The organism is Janthinobacterium sp. LS2A, from assembly GCF_036543145.1.
Lineage (GTDB): Bacteria > Pseudomonadota > Gammaproteobacteria > Burkholderiales > Burkholderiaceae_D > Janthinobacterium > Janthinobacterium aestuarii.
On the sequence record NZ_JAZHPB010000009.1, the window covers coordinates 105426 to 123292 of the forward strand.

General features: G+C 62.9%; 22 protein-coding genes. 13 read left to right on the forward strand and 9 right to left on the reverse strand.

What is annotated here, in order from left to right:
• Position 1 precedes the first annotated feature (1 nt).
• Both rfaE2 and V3C40_RS23045 read right to left on the reverse strand, forming a co-directional pair.
• Positions 2-484, reverse strand: coding sequence for a D-glycero-beta-D-manno-heptose 1-phosphate adenylyltransferase (gene rfaE2 / locus V3C40_RS23040; RefSeq protein WP_219329976.1), 483 nt, complete (start codon positions 482-484; stop codon positions 2-4).
• 33 nt (positions 485-517) lie between these two features.
• Entirely contained in the window at positions 518-757 is a 240-nt protein-coding gene (locus tag V3C40_RS23045) for a DUF3717 domain-containing protein (protein WP_331778626.1), read from the reverse strand.
• Between the two features lie 134 nt (positions 758-891).
• On the opposite strand from V3C40_RS23045, the gene V3C40_RS23050 reads away from it, so the two are divergent.
• From V3C40_RS23050 to V3C40_RS23085, 8 genes are all read left to right on the forward strand, one after another.
• Positions 892-1830: a hydrogen peroxide-inducible genes activator gene (locus V3C40_RS23050; protein ID WP_034749044.1), complete on the forward strand. Its 939-nt coding sequence runs from the start codon at positions 892-894 to the stop codon at positions 1828-1830.
• 58 nt (positions 1831-1888) lie between these two features.
• Positions 1889-2743, forward strand: coding sequence for a 4-hydroxybenzoate octaprenyltransferase (gene ubiA / locus V3C40_RS23055; protein ID WP_070305742.1), 855 nt, complete (start codon positions 1889-1891; stop codon positions 2741-2743).
• A 108-nt stretch (positions 2744-2851) separates the two neighbouring features.
• Positions 2852-3208, forward strand: coding sequence for a glycine zipper domain-containing protein (locus V3C40_RS23060; RefSeq protein WP_046683402.1), 357 nt, complete (start codon positions 2852-2854; stop codon positions 3206-3208).
• A 65-nt stretch (positions 3209-3273) separates the two neighbouring features.
• Complete coding sequence (locus V3C40_RS23065; protein WP_331778627.1) at positions 3274-3651, forward strand: phage holin family protein; 378 nt, start codon at positions 3274-3276, stop codon at positions 3649-3651.
• Positions 3648-3995 carry a hypothetical protein gene (locus V3C40_RS23070; protein WP_070305746.1) on the forward strand — a complete coding sequence of 116 codons (348 nt, stop codon included), beginning with the start codon at positions 3648-3650 and terminating at the stop codon, positions 3993-3995. The genes V3C40_RS23065 and V3C40_RS23070 overlap by 4 nt, the downstream gene beginning before the upstream one ends.
• 90 nt (positions 3996-4085) lie before the next feature.
• Positions 4086-4643 carry a DUF3455 domain-containing protein gene (locus tag V3C40_RS23075; RefSeq protein ID WP_219329978.1) on the forward strand — a complete coding sequence of 186 codons (558 nt, stop codon included), beginning with the start codon at positions 4086-4088 and terminating at the stop codon, positions 4641-4643.
• A gap of 204 nt (positions 4644-4847) precedes the next feature.
• Positions 4848-5417, forward strand: coding sequence for a sigma-70 family RNA polymerase sigma factor (locus tag V3C40_RS23080; RefSeq protein ID WP_374106884.1), 570 nt, complete (start codon positions 4848-4850; stop codon positions 5415-5417).
• Positions 5414-6130, forward strand: coding sequence for an anti-sigma factor (locus V3C40_RS23085; RefSeq protein WP_319993390.1), 717 nt, complete (start codon positions 5414-5416; stop codon positions 6128-6130). Before V3C40_RS23080 ends, V3C40_RS23085 begins: the two co-directional genes overlap by 4 nt.
• 3 nt (positions 6131-6133) lie before the next feature.
• Here the strand turns inward: V3C40_RS23085 and proC are convergent, their stop codons facing one another.
• Together proC and V3C40_RS23095 are read right to left on the reverse strand one after the other, a co-directional pair.
• Positions 6134-6964: a pyrroline-5-carboxylate reductase gene (gene proC / locus V3C40_RS23090; RefSeq protein WP_331778628.1), complete on the reverse strand. Its 831-nt coding sequence runs from the start codon at positions 6962-6964 to the stop codon at positions 6134-6136.
• A gap of 16 nt (positions 6965-6980) precedes the next feature.
• Positions 6981-7682, reverse strand: a complete 702-nt coding sequence (locus V3C40_RS23095) for a YggS family pyridoxal phosphate-dependent enzyme (RefSeq protein WP_331778629.1) — start codon at positions 7680-7682, stop codon at positions 6981-6983.
• A 69-nt stretch (positions 7683-7751) separates the two neighbouring features.
• On the opposite strand from V3C40_RS23095, the gene V3C40_RS23100 reads away from it, so the two are divergent.
• The 4 genes from V3C40_RS23100 to V3C40_RS23115 all read left to right on the forward strand — a co-directional run bounded on the left by V3C40_RS23100 (position 7752) and on the right by V3C40_RS23115 (position 12718).
• Positions 7752-8795, forward strand: coding sequence for a type IV pilus twitching motility protein PilT (locus tag V3C40_RS23100; RefSeq protein WP_139091709.1), 1044 nt, complete (start codon positions 7752-7754; stop codon positions 8793-8795).
• A 3-nt stretch (positions 8796-8798) separates the two neighbouring features.
• The gene (locus V3C40_RS23105) at positions 8799-9938 is read left to right on the forward strand and encodes a PilT/PilU family type 4a pilus ATPase (RefSeq protein WP_331778630.1); all 1140 of its coding nucleotides are present in this window, start codon (positions 8799-8801) and stop codon (positions 9936-9938) included.
• A 1-nt stretch (position 9939) separates the two neighbouring features.
• Positions 9940-10425, forward strand: coding sequence for a glutathione peroxidase (locus tag V3C40_RS23110; protein ID WP_331778631.1), 486 nt, complete (start codon positions 9940-9942; stop codon positions 10423-10425).
• A 184-nt stretch (positions 10426-10609) separates the two neighbouring features.
• Positions 10610-12718, forward strand: coding sequence for a putative bifunctional diguanylate cyclase/phosphodiesterase (locus tag V3C40_RS23115; protein WP_331778632.1), 2109 nt, complete (start codon positions 10610-10612; stop codon positions 12716-12718).
• Here V3C40_RS23115 and glcF read toward each other — a convergent pair.
• Genes glcF through V3C40_RS23130 form a run of 3 tightly spaced genes read right to left on the reverse strand, consistent with a single transcriptional unit; the run spans position 12711 to position 16530 of the window.
• A complete protein-coding gene (gene glcF / locus V3C40_RS23120) occupies positions 12711-13946 on the reverse strand; it encodes a glycolate oxidase subunit GlcF (RefSeq protein ID WP_331778633.1) in 1236 nt (411 codons plus the stop codon). The two genes, V3C40_RS23115 and glcF, sit on opposite strands and share 8 nt — an antisense overlap.
• Positions 13947-13952: 6 nt before the next feature.
• On the reverse strand, positions 13953-15023 hold the full coding sequence (gene glcE, locus V3C40_RS23125; RefSeq protein WP_331778634.1) for a glycolate oxidase subunit GlcE: 1071 nt from the start codon (positions 15021-15023) through the stop codon (positions 13953-13955).
• A 16-nt stretch (positions 15024-15039) separates the two neighbouring features.
• Complete coding sequence (locus tag V3C40_RS23130; protein ID WP_331778635.1) at positions 15040-16530, reverse strand: FAD-linked oxidase C-terminal domain-containing protein; 1491 nt, start codon at positions 16528-16530, stop codon at positions 15040-15042.
• A 150-nt stretch (positions 16531-16680) separates the two neighbouring features.
• On the opposite strand from V3C40_RS23130, the gene V3C40_RS23135 reads away from it, so the two are divergent.
• On the forward strand, positions 16681-17232 hold the full coding sequence (locus V3C40_RS23135) for a cob(I)yrinic acid a,c-diamide adenosyltransferase (protein WP_331778636.1): 552 nt from the start codon (positions 16681-16683) through the stop codon (positions 17230-17232).
• 20 nt (positions 17233-17252) lie between these two features.
• On the opposite strand, the gene V3C40_RS23140 is transcribed toward V3C40_RS23135, so the two are convergent.
• Complete coding sequence (locus tag V3C40_RS23140; RefSeq protein ID WP_331778637.1) at positions 17253-17465, reverse strand: hypothetical protein; 213 nt, start codon at positions 17463-17465, stop codon at positions 17253-17255.
• 128 nt (positions 17466-17593) lie between these two features.
• A complete protein-coding gene (locus V3C40_RS23145) occupies positions 17594-17782 on the reverse strand; it encodes a hypothetical protein (RefSeq protein ID WP_034749095.1) in 189 nt (62 codons plus the stop codon).
• Positions 17783-17867: the final 85 nt, after the last annotated feature.

The window sequence follows — 17867 nt, forward strand, 5'->3', positions numbered from 1 at the left end:
CTCAGCCCTGCTGCGTCCGCACTTTCGTCAACAGCTTGGTGGTCGAGCGGTCATGCTCGAAATCGATGGCCACGGCCTGGCCGCCATACGCGAGCACGGCCTTGCCTTCCGGAATGGCCGCCATGTCGTAGTCGCCGCCCTTGGCATAGATTTCCGGTTGAATGTCCTGCACCACTTCCAGCGCGCTGTCTTCCGAGAATGGCACGACCAGGCTCACCGCTTCCAGCGCGGCCAGCACGGCCATGCGGTCTTCGCAGTTGTTCAGGGGACGGTCGTCGCCTTTGCCCAGACGTTTCACTGAAGCATCAGTATTCACGGCAACGATCAGCGAAGCGCCCAGCGCGCGCGCCTGCGCCAGATAGGTCACGTGGCCGCGGTGCAAAATGTCGAACACGCCGTTCGTCACCACCACCGGTTTCGGCAGGGCCGCGGCGCGGGCGCGCAGTTCGTCACGGCCGCACAGTTTGTTTTCAAAGTCAGGCATGGATATCTCTTGTTGGGTTAATTATGGTCACGCTCAGGCGTGGCTATCGCTTTGGATGCCGCCGGCATCGCGGCGCCAGGCATCGATCAAGGCCAGAATCGCCGGTTCCAGGTTCTCTTCGGCGATGCGATCTTGCCGGTTGTAAATCATCAGCGCATACACGCCGGCCAGGCGGCTGACGGGCGGCGACAGCGCATATTCATTGCCGCGCGCCGGTTGCCTGGCGCGCCAGTAATTGATCGCCGCTTCCAGCGCCTGCATCCGCAGTTCCATCGCCCTCTCCCTCCGCCGCCCGGTCCCGCATTATAGGGGGCGATCCGCTACAATACGCCATCGGCGCCACAGTTTCACGTTTGCGCCACCTTTCATTCATTGCAAGTAAGTACTTCCTGTGTTTCAATCAACCTATGACACTGACTGAACTGAAATATATCGTTGCAGTCGCGCGAGCGAAGCACTTCGGCCATGCCGCCGAAGCTTGCTTCGTTGCCCAGCCCACCCTGTCAGTGGCCATCAAAAAACTCGAAGACGAATTGGGCGTGGTCCTGTTCGAACGGGGCGGCGCGGAAATCTCCGTCACGCCGCTGGGCGCCCAAATCATTGCGCAAGCCGAGCGCGTGCTGGAACAGACGGCCGCCATCAAGGAACTCGCCAAGCAAAACAAGGATCCACTGGCTGGCCCCCTGCGCCTGGGCGTGATCTACACGATCGGCCCCTACCTGCTGCCGCCCCTGGTCAAGGCCATGATAGACCAGGTACCGCAGATGCCTTTGATCTTGCAGGAAAACTTCACGGTTCGCTTGCTCGAATTGCTGCGCCAGGGCGAACTGGACGTGGCCATCATGGCCCTGCCCCTGCCCGACCACGGCATGGCGATGCAGGAACTGTATGACGAACCCTTCGTCGTCGCCATGCCGCGCCAGCATCCGTGGACGGCGCGTGACAAAATCGCCGCGCAGGATTTGAAATCGGAAACCATGCTACTGCTGGGCAATGGCCACTGCTTCCGCGACCAGGTGCTGGAAGTGTGCCCCGAAATGGCGCGTTTTTCCTCGCCTGGCAACGGCATGCAACGCACGTTTGAAGGTTCTTCACTGGAAACCATCCGCCACATGGTGGCCAGCGGCATCGGCCTGACGGTCTTGCCGCGCGCCTCCGTCACCAATATGCACGCCACCGACGGCATGCTCGAATACCGGCCGTTCGCGGAACCCGTGCCATCGCGCCGGGTGGTGATGCTGTGGCGTAAGAGTTTTACGCGCAAGGCCGCCATCGACGCCCTGTGCGCGGCCATCGCCAGCTGCAACTTGCCTGGCATCACCCCCTTGTGCGAAGACGACGAATAGTACATTTACATACTATTTGCGATAATCGACCTTTCTCTTCAACAAGATCGAGTCTTCCATGAACAAGCTGGCGCTGTATTTCCGCCTGATACGGCTGGACAAGCCTATCGGTACCGTATTGCTGCTGTGGCCTACCCTGTGCGCGCTGTGGCTGGCGCAGCAGGGCGTGCCGGACTGGCGGCTGCTGCTCATCTTTACTCTCGGCACTTTCCTGATGCGTTCGGCAGGCTGCGCCATCAACGACTACGCCGACCAGGATATCGACAAATTCGTCAAGCGTACGGCGGAGCGCCCCATCACCAGCGGACGCATCAGCGGCAAGGAAGCGCTGGCCGTGGCCGGCGTGCTGACCGTGCTGGCCTTTTGCCTGATCCTGCCCTTGAATGCGCTGACCAAGCAACTGTCCGTGGCCGCCGTCATCATCGCCGGCACCTATCCCTACTTCAAGCGCTTCTTTGCCATTCCGCAAGCGTATCTCGGTATCGCCTTCGGTTTCGGCATTCCCATGGGCTTTGCCGCCATCACGGATTCCGTGCCCGTCGTCGCCTGGCTGCTGCTGCTCGGTAATGTTTTCTGGGCCGTGGCCTACGATACGGAATACGCGATGGTCGACCGCGACGACGATTTAAAAATCGGCATCAAGACGTCGGCCATCACCTTCGGCCGCTACGACGTGGCCATCGTCATGTTCTGCTATGCCGTTTTCCTGCTGCTGTGGCTGGGCTGCGGCTGGTACCTGGGCTTGCGTTATTGGTTCGTCGCGGGCTTGGTAGTTGCGGCCGGCTGCGCCGTTTACCACTACACCCTGATCCGCGCACGCGAGCGTATGCCGTGTTTTGCGGCATTCCGGCATAATAACTGGCTAGGAGCAGCGGTGTTTGCGGGCGTGGTGCTGGACTTTGCTTTCCGTTAAGCAATACCCCTTGCGCCGCAGTAGCCCTTGAGGCGGCGCAAGACAAGCCTGGCCGCAGCTGCCTACACTGGTATTTCACTGTGCAGTTTCACTTCCATGAGGTAATACATGAGCTCGATACATACCGGAAAATCCAGCAGCGACAGCATCCTCGCCGACGCCGACAAGGCGCGCGACAAACTGGTCGGCGACCTGAAAACCGTCATCAATGAAGCGGAAGGCTGGCTCGACGGCGCAAAGGATCAGACGGGCGAGAATGTGAAAGCCGTCAAGGACAAGTTCATCGCCACCCTGGAAACGGCCAAGAAAGACTTGATCAAGCTGGAAGAAGACTTGCTCGAACGGACCAAGAAGGCGGCCAAGGCCACCGACGAGTACGTGCAGGACAATCCATGGAAAGCCGTGGGCGCGGGCGCCGTCGTGGGCGTACTGTTTGGCCTGCTGCTTTCCTCGTCACGCCGCTAGTTAGTATCGACGCAGCACCGACGGCATAGGCCGTCTCCTGACGCGAAAGGCAGCATATGGCTATCATGCACCATGTCGCCCAAGTCGCAGCGACCCTCGCCGCCATCGTCCAGACCCGTCTGGCCCTGGCGGCAGTGGAAATGGAAGAAGAGTCGCTGCGCTTCCTGTCCTATCTGGCCCTGGCCATGCTGGCACTGCTGTGCCTGTTCGTCGGCCTGGTATTGATCGTGTTCCTCGTCATCGTATTATTTTGGGACACGCATCGCATCGCCGCCATCGCCATCACGGCCGCCGTCTTCATCGTTGCCGCCATCACCACCCTGCTGGGCGTGCGCGCCAGTTTCCGCAGCAAGCCGAAACTGCTGTCCTTCACACTTTCCGAACTGAACAAAGACCTGGACGAGCTGCAACTGCTGGCCCGCCGGGGATCGGAGCGGCCATGACCACGCATCCCACCAAGTTGTCGCATGTCCATACGGCCGCCAGCCTGGCGCAGCGGCGCGATGCGCTGCTGGCCGAATGCGCGCTGCAGCGCCTGGCCCTCGGCGTGCAGACGCGGCAATTGCTGGAACCGCTCACCGGCGGCAATCTGCGCCACACCCTGGCCACGCGCTTCAAAATTCCCCTGATGATAGGCGGTGCCGTGCTGGGCCTGCTGCTCGTGCGGCCGCGCCGTTTCCTGCCGCTGCTGCGGGCCAGCGGCGCGCTGCTCAAGCACGCGACCACCGCCATGCCCGTCGTGCTGGCGCTGGCGCAGCGTTTCAGCAAGAAAGAAACGCCGGAATAAATTATTTTTTTCCTGGCTGCATCCAAATAGCAAACCCCTGCGTAGTAATGGTATCAACCAGCCGGTTGAGCCAACTACCAGGAGTTTGCCATGCTTGCCACCATCGCCCCACGCCATACCGCCCCTTCCCTCACCGTGCTGTGCGCCGCCCTGCTGATGGCCGCCTGCGCCCCCATGAGCGCGCGCTATTCGCAGGAACAATTGCCCAACGCCGTGAAAGTGCCCGATGGCCACCAGGTTGCCATGCAGACGGTGGGCGTGGGCAAGATCGCCTACGAATGCAAGGCCAAGAAAGACATGACGGGCCATGAATGGGTCTTCGTGGGCCCGGACGCGGCTCTGAACGACCGCGGTGGCATGCAGGTCGGCACGTATGTCGGTCCTCCTGCCACCTGGGCCAACCTCGATGGCTCGAAAGTGACGGCGACGCAAGTGGCCGTGGCGCCGGCCGGCGCGGGCAACATCCCGTATCAACTGGTGAAAGCCAACCCGGCCACGGGCAGCGGCGCCATGCAGGGCGTCAGCTACATCCAGCGCGTAGCCACCAGCGGCGGCGTGGCGCCAAGCAGCCCCTGCGGCATGGAGTCCATCGGCGCCAAGCAATGGGTGCCCTACCAGGCTGACTATATCTTCTGGAAAGCCGCCTAAAAACACCTATCAAAACCTGCTGCGCGTCGGGATAGGCGGCCTGCGATGCTCACCGTACTAAAGTACGGTTGCGCTTCTTAGCCACCTCTCCCTTCCGCTCGCTACGGTTTTGTTAGGTGTTGTAAAACATTGAGGTAACGGTTGGCAAGCTGGTTTCTGGCCTATACTCGGCCTTGAAAACTTGCTAACCGTTAAACCTTGACGATTGCCCCAACCTTGCCAGCCCACGCCGCCCCTTACGATTACGATGCCGCCCTGCGCGCCTGCGCCAGGGGCGAGCAGCAGGCATTGCACGGCCTGTACCAGCAGGAAAGCCGCTACCTGCTGGGCGTGGCCCTGCGCATCGTGCGCCAGCGGGCCTTGGCCGAAGACGTGCTGCACGACGCCTTCCTGAATATCTGGCGCCGCGCCGGCAGTTTCGACGCCACGCGCGGCAGCGGCAAGGGCTGGATCTATGTGGTGGTGCGGCACCAGGCGCTGGACGTGGCGCGTGCCCGCGCCCATGAACTGTCAGCCGACGAGGATACCGTGGAAACCCTGCTGCACGAACGCCAAAGCCATGATACGGGCGAGGCCTATGCCGACCAGGCGGACCTGGGCAAGCTGCACGATTGCCTCGGCCACCTGGACGAGCCCAAACGCAATAGCATCCTGTACGCCTACGTCGATGGCTGTTCCCATAGCGAAATCGCGCAGCGCCTGCAAGCGCCGCTGGGGACCGTCAAGGCCTGGGTCAAGCGGGGCCTGGCCGCCTTGCGGGAGTGCATGCAATGATCAACAGCGACGAGGAATTGCACAGGCTGGCCAGCGAATACGTGCTGGGAACATTGGCGCTGGCCGAACGGGCGGCAGTGGAACAGCGTTTGCCGCGCGAACCAGCCCTGCGCGACGCCGTCGATGCCTGGGAACAGCGTCTGCTGCCCTTGACCACGCTGGCGCCGCCCGAAGTACCTTCAGCACAGCTGTGGCCGCGCATCAGCGCCAGCCTGTTCACGCCGAAAGCCGTGCGGCAAGCGGGCGGCTGGCAAGCGTGGTGGAACAGCCTGGCCTTCTGGCGAGTGCTGGCCGGTGGTGGCCTGGCGGCTACGGCCGCGCTGGCCGTGCTGGTCACTACGCAATTGCAAGCGCCCAGCGGACCCGGCTATCTGGTGGTGCTGGTGGCGCCGCAGGATAAATCGCCGGGCTGGATCGTGCAGGCGGGCGGACGCGGCGGCAAGAACCGCGACCTGAGCCTGATCCCGCTGGGCCCGACTGCCGTGCCGCAGCAAAAAGCCCTGCAATTCTGGACCAAGGGCAAGGACTGGGGCGCGCCCGTCTCGCTGGGCCTGGTCAAGCCGGGGCAAAGCCTCAAGTTGACCCTGGATAAGCTGCCGCCGCTGCAGCCCGATCAATTGTTTGAAATCACCCTGGAGCCGCAAACGGGCTCGCCGACAGGCAGGCCGACTGGGCCGATCCTGTATATCGGCCGCGCCGTCAAGGTGATGTAGCGTTTATTTGCCCAGCTCGTCCCCCATCTCGCGTCCGCGCTGCGCGGCCGCCTTGATGCCCTTGACGATGGCCGCCTTCACGCCGCTCTCTTCCATACTGCTGAGGGCCGCGTAGGTCGTGCCGCCTTTCGACGTGACCCTCTCGCGCAGCAAGGACACGGGGTCGCTGGAGTTCGCCGCCAGCTGCGCCGCCCCCGTAAACGTGGCAATCGCCAGTTGCGTGCCCTGCTCGGGCGTCAAGCCCAGTTCGGCCGCCGCCTGCTGCATCGCTTCGATAAAGTAAAACACATAGGCGGGACCACTGCCGGACACGGCCGTGACAGGGTCGATCTTCGCTTCATCATCGAGCCAGACCGTCTGGCCGACGGCGCGCAGGATGGCGTCCGCCGTCTTTTTCTGTTCTTCGCTGACGCCGCTGCTGGCCACCATGCCCGTGATGCCCATGCCGATCAGGGCAGGCGTGTTCGGCATGCAACGCACGATGGCCCGGTAATCGCCGAGCCAGCGCGACAGGTCTTGCGCGCGGATGCCGGCCGCGATCGACAGGATCAATGGCGCACGCTCCCCGTCGAGGAAGGGCAGCAATTGCGCCGCCACCTCGCGCATGCTTTGCGGTTTCACGGCCAGCACGATCACATCCACGCCGCGCAGCGCGTCACCAGCGGCAGTGGCCGTCGTGACGCCGAATTGCGCCTGCAGTTTTTCCAGCGCCGGCGCGTGCGGGTCGATCACGTGGATGTTGCCGCCCAGGGTCAATTTACCTGCCAGGCCGGCGATCAGGGCCGCGGCCATATTGCCGCCGCCTACAAAGGCGATATTCAATTCTGTCGTCATGCTTGTTCTCTCTTCATCAGGAATAGTTGCGGGAACCAAAGATGGCGCTGCCCACGCGCACGATGGTGGCGCCCTCGAGCACGGCGGCGCGCAAGTCGGCCGACATGCCCATCGACAAGGTGTCGAGCGCCAGCCCGTCCGCCTTCAATTGTTCGTACAGCGCGCGCAATTGCGCAAAGGCAGCGCGCTGAAGCGTGAGCTCCGTTTCCGGCTCGGGGATGGCCATCAGGCCGCGCAAACGCAGGCGCGGCAGTCGCGCCACGGCATGCGCCAGTGCCGGCAGTTCGGCTGGCGTCACGCCGCTCTTGCTCGCTTCGCCGCTGATATTGACTTGCAGACAGATATTCAGGTCCGGCAAGCCGGCCGGGCGCTGCTCGGACAGGCGCGTGGCGATCTTTTCCCGTTCCACCGTGTGCACCCAGTCGAAGTGCTCGGCGATGGGGCGCGTCTTGTTGCTCTGGATGGGACCGATGAAATGCCATGCCGGAACGTGCTGCGGCGCAGCTTCCTTCACAAAGGCGATCTTGTCGAGCGCTTCCTGCAGATAGTTTTCGCCGAACGCCGCCTGGCCCGCGCGCATGGCGTCCAGCACGGCGTCCGCGCCGAAGGTTTTCGAGACGGCCAGCAGGGTCACGTCGCCAGGGGCGCGCTGCGCGTCAGCGGCGGCCTGCGCAATACTCTCGCGCACGGCTTGCAAGTTCTGTTCGATTGTGGACATAATCATTTTCTAGTGTATAGGGGCGGCGGCACAGTGCGCCAGCCCATCAATGCGGCACAGGGATTATAAATGGACATCTCCGAACTACTCGCTTTCTCCGTCAGCAACAAGGCTTCCGACCTGCACCTGTCTTCCGGCCTGCCGCCGATGATACGGGTCAACGGCGACGTGCGCCGCCTGAACGTGCCCCCGCTCGAGCACAAGGAAGTGCACAGCATGATCTACGACATCATGAACGACAGCCAGCGCAAGGCGTATGAAGAAGCGCTGGAATGCGATTTCTCGTTCGAGATTCCCGGCCTGGCCCGCTTCCGCGTCAACGCCTACAACCAGGAAAGGGGCGCCTCGGCCGTGCTGCGCACGATTCCGTCAAAAGTGCTGACCCTGGAAGACCTGAACGCGCCGCGCATCTTCGGCGAACTGGCCATGCGCCCACGCGGCCTCGTGCTGGTGACGGGGCCGACCGGTTCGGGCAAGTCGACCACCCTGGCGGCCATGGTGAACCACGTCAACGAGCGCCTGAACCACCATATATTGACCATCGAAGACCCGATCGAATTCGTGCACGAACCAAAGAAATGCCTGATCAACCAGCGCGAAGTCGGTTCGCACACGCATTCATTCAGCAATGCACTGCGCTCGGCCCTGCGCGAAGACCCGGACGTGATTTTAGTGGGCGAATTGCGCGACCTGGAAACCATCCGCCTGGCGCTGACGGCGGCCGAAACGGGCCACCTGGTGTTCGGCACCCTGCACACCTCGTCGGCGGCGAAATCGATCGACCGCATCATCGACGTCTTCCCTGCCGAGGAAAAGGAAATGGTGCGCGCCATGCTGTCCGAATCCTTGCAAGCCGTCATTTCGCAAAACCTGCTGAAAACCAAAGATGGCATGGGCCGCGTGGCCGCGCATGAAATCATGCTGGCCACGCCGGCCGTGCGCAACCTGATCCGCGAAGCGAAAGTGGCGCAAATGTATTCGGCCATCCAGACAGGCAGCAACGTGGGCATGCAAACCTTGGACCAGTGCCTGTCCGACCTGGTGCGGCGCGGCACGATCTCGGCCGAGACGGCCCGCTCGGCCGCCAAGGCCCCTGAAAACTTCCCCGGATAAGCCATGCACACGACGCACGAACACTATGGCGCCATGCACGCGCTGCTGGCGCAGATGCGCGCACGGGGCGGCTCGGACCTGTTCATCACGGCCGGTTTTCCTGCCGCCATCAAGCTCGACGGCAAGCTGACGCCGCTGGCGGGCGGCGTGCTCGACGCGCAGCAGGCGGCCGGCTACGTGCGCGCCGTCATGAACGAACGCCAGGCGGCCGAGTTCGAATCCAGCCGCGAAGCCAATTTCGCCATCAGCCCGGACGGACTCGGACGTTTCCGCGTGTCCGCCTTCGTGCAGATGGGCCAGGCAGGCATGGTCTTGCGCTTGATCAATACCGCCATCCCCACACTCGATGGGCTCGGTTTACCGGCCATCCTGCAAGACATCGTCATGAGCAAGCGGGGCCTCGTCATCATGGTGGGCGCCACAGGCTGCGGCAAGTCGACCACCCTGGCCGCCATGGTCGGCCACCGCAACGCGCACAGCCATGGCCACATCATCACCATCGAAGACCCCGTGGAATTCATCCATCCGCACGGCAACTGCATCGTCACCCAGCGCGAAGTGGGCGTCGATACGGACGACTGGGCCACGGCCCTGAAAAACAGCCTGCGCCAGGCGCCCGACGTGATCCAGATCGGCGAGATCCGCGACCGTGACACGATGGACCACGCCATCGCGTTTGCCGAGACGGGCCATCTGTGCCTGGCCACCCTGCATGCGAACAATGCCAACCAGGCGCTGGACCGCATCATCAATTTCTTCCCCGAAGAACGGCGCCAGCAGCTGCTGATGGACCTGTCACTGAATTTGAAGGGCATGATTTCGCAGCGCCTGATTCCCAACAAGGAAGGCGGCGGACGCAAGGCGGCGCTGGAAATCCTGCTCAACTCGCCGCTGATGAGCGACCTGATCTTCAAGGGCCAAGTGCACGAGATCAAGGAATTGATGAAAAAATCGCGCGAACACGGTATGCAGACGTTCGACCAGGCCCTGTTCGACCTGCACGAAGCGGGCGCCATCAGCTATGAAGACGCGCTACGCAATGCGGACTCCGTCAACGACCTGCGCCTGACGATCAAACTCAAGGGCGCAACGGCGCCGGAACCCGCCCCGCAAACGGGCGCCACCAAACTGGGACTCCTCTGACATGACCAGCATCCACGATTTCCAGGCCGATGCGCTGGACGGCACGCCGGTCGACCTGGCGCAATACAAAGGCAAGGTTTTACTAGTCGTCAACACGGCCAGCGCCTGCGGTTTCACGCCGCAATACCAGGGACTCGAAGCGCTGTACCGCGAATTCCACGCGCAGGGGCTGGTCGTGCTGGGTTTTCCCTGCAATCAATTCCGCCAGCAGGAACCGGGATCGAATGCGGAAATCGGCGCCTTTTGCGAGAAAAACTTCGGCGTCACCTTTCCCCTGTTTGCCAAGGTCGACGTGAATGGCCCGCATACGCATCCCGTATTTGCGCAATTAAAACAGGCGGCGCCCGGCATATTGGGCACGCAATCGATCAAATGGAATTTCACCAAGTTTTTGGTGCGCAAGGATGGCCGTGTATTTCGCCGTTATGCGACGGCCAGCAAACCGGCCAGCCTGGCGGACGACATCCGGCAATTGCTACAGGAATAGCGATTTGGTGGTTTGATTAAAAACAATAATTGCTGAAATCAATCAATCCGCACTTATTTCATGCTTGATATCAATATTGTGTTTCCAATAGCAAATTTCGGTGATAATGTTTGCATAATTATTCGCAGATATCGATCAAAAAACGATGCCAGTCTTTGGGAAAATATTATCTTCATGGATGCGGATGGGAATTTATTCCCGCCTCTTTCTTCCTATTTTCTTCCTGATACTCGCCGTTTCCGCCGTTCGCTATCACGCCCTGCTCGGCACGGAAACGGCGCTGGCCAATGCGCGCTACCAGAGCGATGCGCGGCAACTCGACCTGTTCCTCGCCAATAGCGTGCTGCCGCTGGCCGTGCACGCGGACAGTCACGCGATGCACGACAGCGTGCGCAAGGTGCTGCGCAGCGCCCTGCCGCTGAACCGCAGCCTCGTTTCCGCGCGCTGGGACACGGCTGGCGGACATGTCGAGGTGCTGGCCGACAGCAAGTTGGCCGGCACGCTGGCCACGGTGCCGGCGTGGTTCGTGCGCCTGGCCGGCATCACGGCCATCCGCAGCCGCCTGACGGTGGCGCTGCCGGACGGCGGCGACGGCATCCTCGACCTGCACTACACGCCGGGCCTGCCCCTGGCGCAGGTGTGGCTCAGGGTACGCGAGCAGGCCGTCCTCAGCAGCATCAATATCGTGCTCGTCTTCGTGCTGCTGGGCTTGATCCTGGCCACCCACCGCAAGCTGCTGGCGCGCTTCGTGCAAGCGACCGACCGCTTCCGCGACGGCAACTTCGCCGTGCGCTTGGCGGCTGGCGCCACGCCCGAGGCGCAAGCCGTGTCGCAGTCGTTCAACGGCATGGCCGGCGATATCGAAGCACTGCTGACCACGCTGAAGACCAGCCAGCGCCAGCTGGGCGAGCAATTGAACGAAACCGTGCACATGCAGCAGGCGCTGCAAAAGCTGTCGTGGCAAAACTACAATGATGTGCTGACGGGTCTGCCCAACCGTGCCGCGCTGGCCGCCCGCTTCGAACAGGAACTGTTCCTCGCGCGCGAACGCCAGCGCCTGCTGGCTGTCTGCCTGTTCGACCTCGACCACTTCCAGGCCATCAACGACCGCTACGGCGCCGAGGCCGGCGATGAAATCCTCAAGCAGGTGGCCGGCCGCCTGCACGGCTTTACGGGCCAGGTCCACTACGCGGCGCGCCTGGGCGGCGATGAATTCGTCTTGCTGCTGTGCGGCCAGGCCAGCATCGCCAGCATCGAACAGAACGTCACGCAGCTGATGGCGGAACTGGGCCGCCCCTACCAGTGCGACCAGCAGGCGCTGCACATGACGGCCAGCGCCGGCATCGCCGTCTACGCGGGCAAGGACTTGAATACGGAAAGCCTGCTGCGCCACGCCGACCACGCCGTCTACCAGGCCAAGCTGACGGGGCGCAACCAGTACCATTTCTTCGACACCAATCTCGATGAAGAAGTGCGCACCCACCACAACCAGCGCACGGAAGTGCGCCATGCCCTGATCAATGGCGAACTGCGGCTGTACTACCAGCCCAAGGTGAACATGCGCGCCGGTACCGTGGTGGGCATGGAAGCGCTGCTGCGCTGGCAGCATCCGCGCCGCGGCGTGCTGGCGCCCGCGCAATTCCTGCCGCTGGTGGAACAGACGGATTTGATCATCGACATCGGCGAATGGGTGCTGCGCCAGGCCCTGTGGCAGATGCAGCGCTGGGTGGCCAGTGGCAAGCACTGGGTGGTCAGCGTGAATATCGCGGCGCGCCATTTCCAGCAACCGGATTTCGTCTCGCGCCTGGAAACCATCCTCGGCGAATTTCCCGGCGTGCGCGCCAGCATGCTGGAATTGGAAATCCTCGAATCGTCGGCCCTGCACGACATCGAAGACGTGCGCCGCATCATCCGCGCCTGCCAGGCGCTGGGCATCACGTTCGCGCTCGACGATTTCGGCACCGGCTACTCGTCGATGTCATACCTGAAACGCCTGCCGGCGAATATCGTCAAGATCGACCAGAGCTTCGTGCGCAATATGCTCAACGACCGCGACGACCTGCACCTGGTGCGCGCCGTCATCGGCCTGGCCCGCTCCTTCAGCCTGACGGTGATCGCCGAAGGCGTGGAAAGCGTCGAACATGGCGCGCGTTTGATCCAGCTGGGCTGCGACCTGGCGCAAGGCTACGGCATCGCCCGCCCCATGCCGGCCGACGCCGTGCTGGAGTGGGCCGCCAACTTCGTGCCGGCGCCCCAATGGCGCATCGCGCAGTACAGCGAAGTGCCTATATAGGCGCCAAGGCCGAGTCGATCAGCTCGATCCAGTGCCGCACGGGCGTCTCCGTACCCGACTGCAGGTGGCTCAGGCAGCCGATATTGGCCGACACGATCATCTCCGGCTCGCACGCTTCCAGGTTCGCCACCTTGTTGTCGCGCAGCTGCTGCGACAGTTCCGGCTGCAAAATCGAATACGTGCCCGCCGAACCGCAGCACAAATGGCTGTCCGCGCACAGGCGCACGTCGACGCCGACGGCACGCAGCACCTGCTCCACCTTGCCGCGCACCTGCTGGCCGTGCTGCAGGGTGCACGGCGGGTGATACGCCACCCTTTTTCCGATGCGCCCTTGCAGCAGCGCTGCCAGCTCGTTTTCAAACGTCGGCATGATCTCGGACAGATCGCGCGTCAGCGCCGCGATGCGCCGCGCCTTGTCCGCATACTGCGCATCATGCGCCAGCAAATGGCCGTATTCCTTGACGGTGGCACCGCAGCCGGACGCCGTCATGACGATGGTTTCCACACTGTCCACGCTGTCTACGTAAGGCCACCAGGCGTCGATATTGCGGCGCATGTCGTCCAGCGCCGCTTCCTGGTCATTCAGGTGATGGCGCAAGGCGCCGCAGCAGCCGGCCTTGGGCGCGACGATCAATTGCACGCCCAAGGCGTCGAGCACGCGCGCCGTGGCCGCGTTGATGTTCGGCGACATGGCCGGCTGCACGCAGCCATCGAGCAGCAGCATGCTGCGCGCGTGCTGGCGCGCGGGCCATGCACCGGCGTCGGCGCCGGGGCGCAATTTGTCCTGCAAGCTTTTTGAGAGCAGCGGGCGCAGCGCCTGCCCCGCCTTGTACACGGGCGTAAACAACCAGCGGCGCGGCAAGGCTTCCTTCAACGCGAAGCGCAAGGCACGTTCGCGCAAGGGGCGCTGCACGCGCTGCTCGACGACGTTGCGGCCGATGTCGACCAGGCGCCCGTACTGCACGCCCGAGGGACAGGTCGACTCGCAGTTACGGCACGTCAGGCAGCGGTCCAGGTGCGTCTGCGTCTTGGCCGTGACGGGCGCGCCTTCGAGCACTTGCTTGATCAGGTAGATGCGTCCGCGCGGGCCATCGAGTTCGTCGCCCAGCAGCTGATAAGTGGGACAGGTGGCCGTGCAAAAGCCGCAATGCACGCAGGCGCGCAAGATGGCTTCGGCTTCGTCGCCTGCCGGCGTATTCTTGATGAAATCGGCGAGATTGGTTTGCATGCGCGCTCAATACATTCTGTGCGGGTTGAAGATGCCGGCTGGGTCGAAAGCCTGCCGCAGACGCTGGTGGATGGTGGCCACGGCCGGCGCCAGCGGATGGAATACGCCCACGGTCTTGTCGCCGCCGCGAAACAGCGTCGCATGGCCGCCGGCGGCCGCCACGGCCTGGCGGATGTGCACGCTGCTGGCGGCATCGGCGTCGCCGTCGAGCTTGAGCCAGCGCTGCGCCCCGCCCCACTCGAACAGCTGGCGCCCTTTTAAAATCATGGCGCTGGCGTGCGGCGGCAGCGACAAGCGCCACAGGCTGCCCGCGCCAGCAAAGAATGCGTGCGTTTGCTCGCGCACGGACAGCCAGAAGGCGGATGCTTCTTCTGCTGCCAGCACTTCGCCATTCAATGATTGCAGGGCCGCCGACACGGCCGCCTCGGCGCCGGACAGGCGCACCGTCAATACACCGTCATGCCAGCAGCTGGCCGATATCGGCAGCGGCTTGCCCGCCCATTCATTGAGTATGCGCAAGGCGGCGATTTCCGCGCAGGCCACGCGAAACGTTGCTTCGCGCAGCGGCAAGGGCAGCACCTTCAGCGACACTTCCAGGATCAGACCCAGGGTGCCCAAGGACCCCGCCAGCAGGCGCGAGACATCGTAGCCGGCCACGTTCTTCATGACTTGCCCGCCGAAGGCCAGGCGTTCACCATGGCCATCCATCAGCACGGCGCCCAGCACGAAATCACGCAAGGCGCCCGCGCTGGCCCGGCGCGGGCCGGACAAGGCACTGGCGACGACGCCGCCCACCGTGGCGCCGGGGCCAAAGTGGGGCGGTTCGAACGCCAGCATCTGGTTGCGCGCGGCCAGCGCCGCCTCGATCTCGGCCAGCGGCGTACCGCAACGGGCCGTGATCACCAGCTCCGTCGGTTCATAGTCGATGATGCCTGTATATGCGCGCGTGTCGAGCACCTCGCCTGTCAGCTGCTGACCATACCAGTCCTTCGTGCCGCCGCCGCGCAGGCGCAAGGGCTTGCCCGCCGCGCTGGCCGCCAGTATCTGCTGCCTGAATTGTTCCGCTATCGCTTGCAAAGGGGTCTCCGGAAAATTAAAAACGAGGCAGGTTGGCAAACGGCAGACGTCCCGCCGTCACATGCATCTTGCCGAATTCGGCGCAGCGGTTCAAGGTGGGAATCGCCTTGTCCGGGTTCAGCAAGGTGTGGGGATCGAAGGCACGCTTGACGGCAAAGAAGGCATCGAGTTCGGCGCGCGTAAACTGCACGCACATGGAATTGATCTTTTCCATGCCCACGCCATGTTCGCCCGTGATGGTGCCGCCGACGGCCACGCACAGGGCCAGGATATCGGCGCCAAACGCTTCGGCGCGCTCGAATTCGCCGGGCATGTTGGCGTCGAACAGGATCAATGGGTGCAGATTGCCGTCGCCCGCGTGGAACACGTTCGCGCAGCGCAAGCCATGCGTCGTTTCCATGGCGGCGATACCCGTCAGCACTTCCGCCAGTTTTTTGCGCGGGATGGTGCCGTCCATGCAGTAGTAATCGGGCGAGATGCGCCCGGCGGCGGGAAAGGCGTTCTTGCGACCGGACCAGAATTTCATGCGCTCCGCTTCCGACTGCGAAACGGCGATGGCACTGGCGCCCGCCCCTTCCAGCACGGCCGTCATGCGCGCGATTTCCTCTTCCACTTCCTCGTGCGTGCCATCCGCCTCGCACAACAAAATGGCGGCCGCGTCGATGTCGTAGCCGGCCTTGACGAACGGTTCGACCATGCGCGAAGACGTCTGGTCCATCATTTCCAGGCCGGCAGGGATGATGCCGGCGGCGATCACGTTGGCCACGGCATTGCCGCCCGTGACGACGTCGCCGAACGACGCCATGATGACACGCGCCGTGGCCGGCTTCGGTATCAGTTTCACGGTCACTTCCGTGACGATGCCCAGCATGCCTTCGGAGCCGATGAAGACGGCCAGCAGGTCGAGACCGGGAGAGTCCAGGCATTCGCCGCCCAGCTCCAGCACATCGCCATCGATGGTAACGATGCGCACGCGCAGCACATTGTGCACGGTCAGCCCGTATTTGAGGCAATGCACGCCGCCCGAGTTTTCCGCCACGTTGCCGCCGATGCTGCAGGCGATCTGCGACGAGGGATCGGGCGCGTAATACAAGGCATATTGCGCGGCCGCTTCGGAGATGGCCAGGTTGCGCACGCCCGGCTGCACCACGGCCGTGCGCGCGTAGGCATCGAGGCGCACGATGCGGTTCAGACGCGCCGTCGACAGCACCACGCCATCGGCGATCGGCAAGGCACCGCCCGACAAGCCCGTACCGGCGCCGCGCGGCACGATCGGCACGCCAAGTTCGCGGCAGACGCCGAGGATGGCGATGACCTGCTCTTCCGTGTCCGGCAAGGTCACCACCATCGGCAACTGGCGGTAGGCGGCCAGGCCATCGCATTCATACGGGCGCGTATCTTCGGCGTCGGACAGCACGCAACGGGCCGGCAGCACGGCCAGCAGGGCCGCGACGACTGCTTGCTGGCGCGCGGCGGTCAATCCAGGTTCAGGAGCGGCATTGAGCATAAGATGGGGACAAATGGACAGGGGCGTGCAACGATTGTAAGCACAAAAGTGGCGCGCACCGCATTTTTTGTCCGATTTGCCCGCAAATCCGCGGCCAGGCGGCGCGCAGTGTCGTATGCTGCCCCCATTCTTCTTTACAGGATCAGCATCATGGGCAACCGACTTTCGAAAATCGCCACGCGCACGGGCGACAATGGCAGCACCGGCCTGGGCGACGGCAGCCGCACCAGCAAGGACAGCGCCCGCATCCACGCCATGGGCGACGTGGACGAACTCAATTCCAATATCGGCTTGCTGCTGTGCGAAGCCATGCCCGACGCCTTGAGCGACGAGCTGGTGGCCATCCAGCACGACCTGTTCGACCTGGGCGGAGAAATCTGCATCCCCGGCTACCAGCTGATCAAGGAAGAACACGTGCTGCGCCTCGATGACCTGCTGGCGAAATACAATGCGGACTTGCCGGCCCTTTCCGAATTCATCCTGCCGGCCGGCTCGCGCGCCGCCTCGCTCGCGCATGTGTGCCGCACCGTGTGCCGCCGCGCCGAACGCAGCATCGTCGCGCTGGCCAATGCGGAAACCATCCACGAGCATCCGCGCCAGTACGTGAACCGCCTGTCCGACCTGCTGTTCGTGCTGTCGCGCGTACTGAACCGCTTTGCCGGCGGCAGCGACGTGCTGTGGCGGCATGACCGCGCCAGATGACGCGGCCATGCACGTGTTGCTTATTCCGGCATCTCGGGATAGATGCCATTACGGCAGTTTTCAACGCAGAAATTGTAGTTGTCGCGGCAGGAAGCGTCACCCCGGCCTTCGTCGAGACAAATTCCCCTTAATTGGGCGCACTGGAAACCACAGCTTGGAGTGCTGTTTGCCGCCTTGTTGAACGACAGGCTGGCACCTGCAACTAAAAGAAAAAAAGCGATTTTTTTAAACATGCTGTTCCTTAGTGAGCGACGTGAAGTAAACACGCAACATGTCACAGTTTCATGTTGCGCCCAAAGACAAGGGATAGAATCGGCTAGCGCCTTTCTTCAGCACCGGCCAGAATAGTTATTGGATTTTCCTAGCCGCAGGCCTGAAGACACACTTTATTGGCGCGGACGCATGAAGGAACACTGAACTCCATGACACAGGCATCGAGCGCCATATAACACTCGGATTGGCATTCCGAAATGTCAGCGGTACTGCTGGCCATCGCATACGAGGCGCTGACGCCCATGGCAAACAAAAAGAAACCGAGCTTTTTGAACATACGTACTCCTTGGTGGAAATGCGGGATGGCAGGACGGATAAGGTGATTCAGCCGGCTTGGCCACGATACGGGCAGGCCGGCAACC

Coding starts and splice junctions, on each gene's coding strand:
- rfaE2 (WP_219329976.1), bottom strand. CDS start 484: ATGCCTGACTTTGAAAACAAACTGTGCGGCCGTGACGAACTGCGCGCC.
- V3C40_RS23045 (WP_331778626.1), bottom strand. CDS start 757: ATGGAACTGCGGATGCAGGCGCTGGAAGCGGCGATCAATTACTGGCGC.
- V3C40_RS23050 (WP_034749044.1), top strand. CDS start 892: ATGACACTGACTGAACTGAAATATATCGTTGCAGTCGCGCGAGCGAAG.
- ubiA (WP_070305742.1), top strand. CDS start 1,889: ATGAACAAGCTGGCGCTGTATTTCCGCCTGATACGGCTGGACAAGCCT.
- V3C40_RS23060 (WP_046683402.1), top strand. CDS start 2,852: ATGAGCTCGATACATACCGGAAAATCCAGCAGCGACAGCATCCTCGCC.
- V3C40_RS23065 (WP_331778627.1), top strand. CDS start 3,274: ATGCACCATGTCGCCCAAGTCGCAGCGACCCTCGCCGCCATCGTCCAG.
- V3C40_RS23070 (WP_070305746.1), top strand. CDS start 3,648: ATGACCACGCATCCCACCAAGTTGTCGCATGTCCATACGGCCGCCAGC.
- V3C40_RS23075 (WP_219329978.1), top strand. CDS start 4,086: ATGCTTGCCACCATCGCCCCACGCCATACCGCCCCTTCCCTCACCGTG.
- V3C40_RS23085 (WP_319993390.1), top strand. CDS start 5,414: ATGATCAACAGCGACGAGGAATTGCACAGGCTGGCCAGCGAATACGTG.
- proC (WP_331778628.1), bottom strand. CDS start 6,964: ATGACGACAGAATTGAATATCGCCTTTGTAGGCGGCGGCAATATGGCC.
- V3C40_RS23095 (WP_331778629.1), bottom strand. CDS start 7,682: ATGTCCACAATCGAACAGAACTTGCAAGCCGTGCGCGAGAGTATTGCG.
- V3C40_RS23100 (WP_139091709.1), top strand. CDS start 7,752: ATGGACATCTCCGAACTACTCGCTTTCTCCGTCAGCAACAAGGCTTCC.
- V3C40_RS23105 (WP_331778630.1), top strand. CDS start 8,799: ATGCACACGACGCACGAACACTATGGCGCCATGCACGCGCTGCTGGCG.
- V3C40_RS23110 (WP_331778631.1), top strand. CDS start 9,940: ATGACCAGCATCCACGATTTCCAGGCCGATGCGCTGGACGGCACGCCG.
- V3C40_RS23115 (WP_331778632.1), top strand. CDS start 10,610: ATGGGAATTTATTCCCGCCTCTTTCTTCCTATTTTCTTCCTGATACTC.
- glcF (WP_331778633.1), bottom strand. CDS start 13,946: ATGCAAACCAATCTCGCCGATTTCATCAAGAATACGCCGGCAGGCGAC.
- V3C40_RS23130 (WP_331778635.1), bottom strand. CDS start 16,530: ATGCTCAATGCCGCTCCTGAACCTGGATTGACCGCCGCGCGCCAGCAA.
- V3C40_RS23135 (WP_331778636.1), top strand. CDS start 16,681: ATGGGCAACCGACTTTCGAAAATCGCCACGCGCACGGGCGACAATGGC.
- V3C40_RS23140 (WP_331778637.1), bottom strand. CDS start 17,465: ATGTTTAAAAAAATCGCTTTTTTTCTTTTAGTTGCAGGTGCCAGCCTG.
- V3C40_RS23145 (WP_034749095.1), bottom strand. CDS start 17,782: ATGTTCAAAAAGCTCGGTTTCTTTTTGTTTGCCATGGGCGTCAGCGCC.